This window comes from Streptomyces sp. NPDC054796, from assembly GCF_053611545.1.
Genome location: NZ_JBSHAO010000125.1, coordinates 1 through 5,424 on the forward strand (window position 1 = coordinate 1; position 5,424 = coordinate 5,424).

Annotated in this window: 6 protein-coding genes; 4 read left to right on the forward strand and 2 right to left on the reverse strand. The window is 63.7% G+C overall.

Annotated features, from left to right (window positions below; all coding sequences use genetic code 11):
- Positions 1–243: 243 nt before the first annotated feature.
- Positions 244–1,536: a tyrosine-type recombinase/integrase gene (locus ACWGJ2_RS39920; RefSeq protein WP_453351321.1), complete on the reverse strand. Its 1,293-nt coding sequence runs from the start codon at positions 1,534–1,536 to the stop codon at positions 244–246.
- Positions 1,537–2,580: 1,044 nt separating this feature from the next.
- Here ACWGJ2_RS39920 and ACWGJ2_RS39925 point away from each other — a divergent pair.
- From ACWGJ2_RS39925 to ACWGJ2_RS39940, 4 genes are all read left to right on the forward strand, one after another.
- The gene (locus ACWGJ2_RS39925; RefSeq protein WP_453351322.1) at positions 2,581–2,862 is read left to right on the forward strand and encodes a hypothetical protein; all 282 of its coding nucleotides are present in this window, start codon (positions 2,581–2,583) and stop codon (positions 2,860–2,862) included.
- 773 nt (positions 2,863–3,635) lie between these two features.
- The gene (locus tag ACWGJ2_RS39930) at positions 3,636–3,788 is read left to right on the forward strand and encodes a hypothetical protein (RefSeq protein ID WP_453351323.1); all 153 of its coding nucleotides are present in this window, start codon (positions 3,636–3,638) and stop codon (positions 3,786–3,788) included.
- Complete coding sequence (locus ACWGJ2_RS39935) at positions 3,785–4,216, forward strand: hypothetical protein (protein WP_453351324.1); 432 nt, start codon at positions 3,785–3,787, stop codon at positions 4,214–4,216. Before ACWGJ2_RS39930 ends, ACWGJ2_RS39935 begins: the two co-directional genes overlap by 4 nt.
- A 246-nt stretch (positions 4,217–4,462) precedes the next feature.
- Positions 4,463–4,945: a hypothetical protein gene (locus ACWGJ2_RS39940; protein ID WP_453351325.1), complete on the forward strand. Its 483-nt coding sequence runs from the start codon at positions 4,463–4,465 to the stop codon at positions 4,943–4,945.
- A 105-nt stretch (positions 4,946–5,050) separates the two neighbouring features.
- Here ACWGJ2_RS39940 and ACWGJ2_RS39945 read toward each other — a convergent pair.
- The coding region (locus tag ACWGJ2_RS39945) for a DUF2290 domain-containing protein (RefSeq protein WP_453351326.1) at positions 5,051–5,424 on the reverse strand (374 nt) is incomplete at its 5' end.

The following is a 5,424-nucleotide window of genomic DNA, read 5'->3' on the forward strand; positions in this document are numbered from 1 at the left end:
AGCCCGGTCTGTCCTCTCGCACCCCTCCGGCCCTGGTCAGAGCGAGTGTCCGCTCCTCCCTGCGCCTCCGGGGTCGATTCGGGGTCGAATCAGGCGGGTTGGCCGTTCCACGGGTCCAACTCGCCCTTCGCGCCGCGATGGTTAGCCTCGTTGCGTCGATGAGTCTTGCACATCAGGGGCCGCTGGGGTCAAGTCCCCGAGCCCAGGTTCACCCGGCCGCGCGGGTCGGGTCTGCCGGCGCTGCTACGCCGCCTGCTCGACGTCGGCCGACTCCATCGCGCCGGGCTGATCCGGGCGAAAGAGACGGCTGAACGTCCTCACCTTCACGCCCTGCACGGCCACCGGCGGGTGCGCGTAGGTGTCCCACGTCTCGGAGAACTCGGCGTGCCGGGAGAGCGCCTGCACGGTTTTGGGATCGTGCTGGTCGACCTTGTCCGCGCCCAGCCGGGACGTGTAGAAGTGCTTGAGGTCGTGAAACCGGGTGCCTTCCGGAAGTCCCGCCAGTTCCACCGCCTTGCGCCACACCGTGTTGAAGTGGCTCCGTAACAGGGGCCGGCCCTGTGCATTCGTGACGATCAGCCCTTCGTCCGGCGGCGGCACATAGCCGCGCTGGCGGCGCTTCCGCTGTGCCTCCTCGGACACCGGCGCCGGACCCTTGAAGTGGGTCAGATGGTAGGCGAGGCACTGCAGGAGGAAGTGGTCGACCGGCAGCGTGGCATAGCTCGCCTTAGTCTTCAGCTTGGCTTTCTTGCCCTTCTGGCGCTGCTCCTTGACGTAAAGGAGATCCTGGTCCCAGGCCACACAGCTTTCCAGGAGACCGAATGCCTCGCCTTCGCGCAGGCCCGCGCACGCTCCGATCCACACCAGAATCTCGTACCGGGGCTGGACTTCCCGCATGGCGCGCGCCAGGTCCGCCACCTGCTGGGGGGTGAGGACGACCTCGACGCGGTCCTCGACCTCGGGCAGATCGATCCGGGAGACGATATTCGCCGGGAGCGGGACGTCCGCGTCAACCATGTAGTTGACCAGGATGCGCCACGTCTTGAAGATCTGGACGACGTAGTAGGCCGACTCGATTCCCGGCTTGTCGATCAGGTGGTCCACAAGGGCCGTCGTGTCCCGCCGCTTGAGGGTCTTGGCTATCCGGTTGCCCACGAACGGGACGATGTGGGCACGCAGGTGAGTCTCGTAGGTGTTCGTTGTGTTCTCGTTCTTCCCTCTCTTCTTCCGTCCTTCGATCAGCTGCCCCGCGAACACGGCGACCTTCTCGTTCCCGATGTCGGGATCGACCCAGGTGCCGTTGCGCATGGCCACCCGGACCTCGTCCAGGTGGTCGCGAGCCTCCTGCCAGATGTCGAATGCCGGACGTCGGGGCTTTCCGTTGGGGTCCGTGTAGCGGGCCTGCCACCGCTGGCCGCGGCCATGGTCGGCAGACGGGTACAGCGGGCTCCTTTTGGTGCCGCATTTGCAGGGAACGTCCCCCTCTTTCGGATATCTCTTGTGCCATCGGTCAAACGGTGTATCGGATTCGGCCATGCACCCCTCCCGCGGAAGAATCTCACCCTTCCACCGCCCGTAGCTCTCAGGAGACCAGCGGTGTGGGACCGCCCGCCCCCCCACCTCTCTTGATGCGCTCAAACAGGCTGTTGACCTCCTTCTCGCTGTAGCGCACCCGGCTGCCGTTCCTGTTCCCTTCCCGGTTGTCCCCCGGGCCGGGCCGATAGTACGGGCCAAGAGGATAGGCGCGCAGAAGACCACCATTGGTCCACCGGCGCCGCGTTGAAGGTGAAATACCAAGTCGGTGTTCCACTTCACGGGGCATCATATAACGGTCGGCGGAATCGGATGGGGTGATTTCATGCGCCCCATTTGATTTGCTTACCGAGGTACCCGAGTCAGCATTTTCGGGTGAACTCGAAGCCGAAACTCTCCCACGTCTGAACCTGGCATCCGGCAAGATCCAGCCTCCTGTAGCCACATCTCCTCACCCACGGAGGATGGGCCTGGGCCCCGAGCCCGCGGTCGAGCACCCAGCGTCATCCATCTACAGGTGTTTATGACAGAGTGACGCTAGCTCAACCATTCCAGATGCAACAGGCCCAGCTTGAGAGTTATATACACTTATGATGCGGTATGACGTAAACATCTGTAGCGAAGAACAGGCGGCATGGCCTTTGTGTGCCGCTTCCAGTCGGCGCGCGAGAAGGCCGTTGACCTACAGGTGCGAGACTAGAGAGCGAGTCGCCCCCTTGGCATCGGGGCCCTTTTCGGATTCAACGGCCAAGTGGATGCAGAGAATCGCCTTATAACGCTGGGCAGCAGGTTCAGTATCTCTCTACTCCTCAGCGGCGCCGCCCAGGAAGTTCCTGGGCGACTGCTTGACATGCGTCGCATGCGCCACGCAGTTTGCGCACGACCCCTTCGCCATCACAGCCGCGATTGCTATCTATGCCACTCAAGTCTTGCACTAGTCAGCGCATCACTGGGCATGAGGCAGATCGGGCGCGGAGCCATGGAATTGACTTCCCGCGTACCGCGAGAAGCGGGGACAGGTAAGCCAGGCAAGTGGGATACTGAGCTATGGCCGAACGACAGAAACTGATGACGCTGCAAGAGATTCGCGCACTCGTCAACGCTGCGCTTGCAGACGACTCCCTTGATCTCGCAGTCCCTCTCTACATCTCGCTCGCATTCCGCGAGGGCCTGCGCAGCGCGGTCTTGGCAGGAGTGTCCCGCGAGGACTATCACCCTGCTGTAGGCGATGTACCGGGGAGCCTTACCTATCGAGCGGGTGGCCAGCTCTACGTCGTCACGCTCTCCCCGGAGTCCGAACTCCTCCTGTCCGCCTATCTGGGGCGCTGAGTCCCGCAGTTCCTGCTTACACCTTGGCCGCCTCGATAAGGGCTCAGGGCGGCGTAGTGGCAGGCGGCCTGGACTGACGAGAGAGCCGGAAGGTCGGCGTACTCGTCGGCACCGTGCAGGCGGGCGTAAGGGGGCTGGGGATACCCCGTTCGAGGCGGGCGATGCCGGGGCCTGTGGTTCTTCCTGCTTGATCAGAGTGGTCAGGAGCAGTGGCTACAGCTGAACGAGATTCTGCTGCTGTTGAGTGTCCCGGCACCGGACCGCCTGACCGTGCTCGTCGAGAGAGGGTCGTCCAACTGCACGGGGGAATCAGACCAGGCCGCACGAACCGAGGCTCGGCAACTGACCAGATCAGATCGCTCGCATACCCCGCATGCGCGACTTCAGCCGGCATGTCAGTGCTGCGTGCTGTCATACCCCGTGCGGCCACCGCGGTTCGCGCGCAGAGGGAGGGGATAGTTCGTGAAGCAAAGCACCGATGACCGGGCCCGTTCTCAGGCTCCCTGCCATGTAGGTGACCGAGAGGCGGGGTTCCAGCCCAACGGGCGGTGGCCTCAGCTCAGACACCTTCTTGGCTGGCTTGCGACGCTCCGCGCCGCCTCTGGGCGCAGCTTTCCGTCTACGACAACCCCGGCAGCTACCTGATGTGCGTTTACAACCGCGACAAAGCCCTGTGCCACCGGCTGGAGGGCCAACAGGAGGCGCCTAGCTTGGACCGATGCCAACCGTCCTGCGCGAACATCACCCGCACAGACCACCATGCCGAACAACTCATGGCCCTAGCAGAGCAGTTGGAGAAGCAGGCCGGATCCGAACTCGTTCCCGTCCCGCTGGCCGACCGATTCCGCCGCCGCGCCAGCCGCCTCCGCACCTTTGCCGACGAGCACTACCGCAACCGCGTCACCGTTCAGGAGGACCCGTCATGAGCCCCGCGCCCGATGAACGCGACCGCATCCGCGCCGCCATGGACCGGATCTGGGCCGACACCCCCGAACACTCCAACGGCGCCCTGACTATCGTGGCCCTCGCCCAGGAGGCACAGGTCCCGCGCAACGCACTCACTCAGCGCCTCCTGGACCTGAAGAACGAGTTCTACGAGAAGGTCCGCGCCCGCGGTGCTACGCCGGACAGCGAGAAGCGGCTGCGGCGGCAAGTGACCAAGCTCAAGGAACTGCGGGCGGCGGACGCCGAGGAACTTGCGGTCCTGCGGGCCGACGTCGAGGCCCTGGTAGGCGCCCTACACCAGGTACAGATGGAGAACCGGCAACTGCGTCAGCGGCTCGCTGCCCCCGACCCCGCAGTGCGTTCGCTGCCCACGCAGCCCAGGCCGCAAGCCGTCCGCAGGCGCTCCTGAATGACAATGCAATCCGACTGCAGCGAGGGGCTGTCGTCACGGCGACGGCCTCTTCTGCGTCTGGGGCAGGGCAACCGGGAGACAGCCCGAAGCCGGATATTCGGTGGACAGCGTCACTACGGTGGACTCATGACTTGGTCGCTAGGCTACTTGCCTCTCCGCGAGCCTGATCTACTTGACGCTCTATTCCTTGCGGCTGGGCGTTCACTTCACATCGCCAACGCGTTTGAAGGAAAATGCCGCTGGATGCTCCGATGTATCAACCTGGTTGAAGTGCATCAAAATGCCGACCCGGTTGCCACGTTCGAGGATCTCATCGCTGCACTTCCGGCCGACAAGATGCTTGGGCCGGCCTTGCACCAGCTGACCGGTCACATGTCGTGCCCCGCCGAGACCGTGGACGTGCTGCGGAGGGCCAGGAAGGCACGGAATTTCATTGCACACGAAGGTGCCGACGTCGGTGACATCAGTGCCGCCCGGGCGAAGCACCTCCTCGAGCACGCAGGCCGCCTGCGCTCCGCAGTGTCAGACCTGGCAGCTGGCGACAACATCATCTCGCAGTGGGGGTTCCACTTCGAAGAGCCGAATTGCTCCCTCCCGCGAGACCTGATTGATGCATACCCGGCGATGATCGACAAGTGGGTCTTCGGGCACTTCGGGAATCTCCTCGACGAAGTCGCGGCCTCGGCGCCCACAGAATCCTCCAAGCCAGCACAGAAGCCGTCGTAGTCGTGTTGTCGGCCAGCAATCTCGATGAGTCGTCGGCGCTGGTGGCGCTTCCCTGCTGCCGCGCGACGGCATACGAAGCAGTGCCTGAAGCCGCGGTAGGGTGATCTAACTCCAGTACAAGTGTGGGGTGTTGCGCTCATCAGCAGTAAGTGTGCGAGGGCCGGCTTCCCTGGTCGCTGAGCTTCCGAAGAACGGGAGATGTGCTTTCCACAGGTCAGGATAGAAGTGACGGAAGATGAAGTCGGTAAACCGCCCGATGTGCATTGGCGCAGCGCAGGCGATTCGGCAGTCCGCAGAGTTGATGGTCAAATGTGCCGCCGGATGACCCGGAGCCGCAGACCCTGGGTCGAAGTCGAAGCGGATCGCAGAGTGCAGAATCATGTTCGTCGGCTCGGTCTCGATGTGAAGATCAATCACATCGATGATCGGGTCCTGGCGCACGAGTTCGCTGTCCACGCGGTAGGGGCAGGGGACATAGG

What these genes read in the sequence shown, in the direction of transcription:
- ACWGJ2_RS39940 (WP_453351325.1), top strand. Translation starts at nt 4,463, where the DNA reads ATGCTCCGATGTATCAACCTGGTTGAAGTGCATCAAAATGCCGACCCG.
- ACWGJ2_RS39935 (WP_453351324.1), top strand. Translation starts at nt 3,785, where the DNA reads ATGAGCCCCGCGCCCGATGAACGCGACCGCATCCGCGCCGCCATGGAC.
- ACWGJ2_RS39925 (WP_453351322.1), top strand. Translation starts at nt 2,581, where the DNA reads ATGGCCGAACGACAGAAACTGATGACGCTGCAAGAGATTCGCGCACTC.
- ACWGJ2_RS39930 (WP_453351323.1), top strand. Translation starts at nt 3,636, where the DNA reads ATGGCCCTAGCAGAGCAGTTGGAGAAGCAGGCCGGATCCGAACTCGTT.
- ACWGJ2_RS39920 (WP_453351321.1), bottom strand. Translation starts at nt 1,536, where the DNA reads ATGGCCGAATCCGATACACCGTTTGACCGATGGCACAAGAGATATCCG.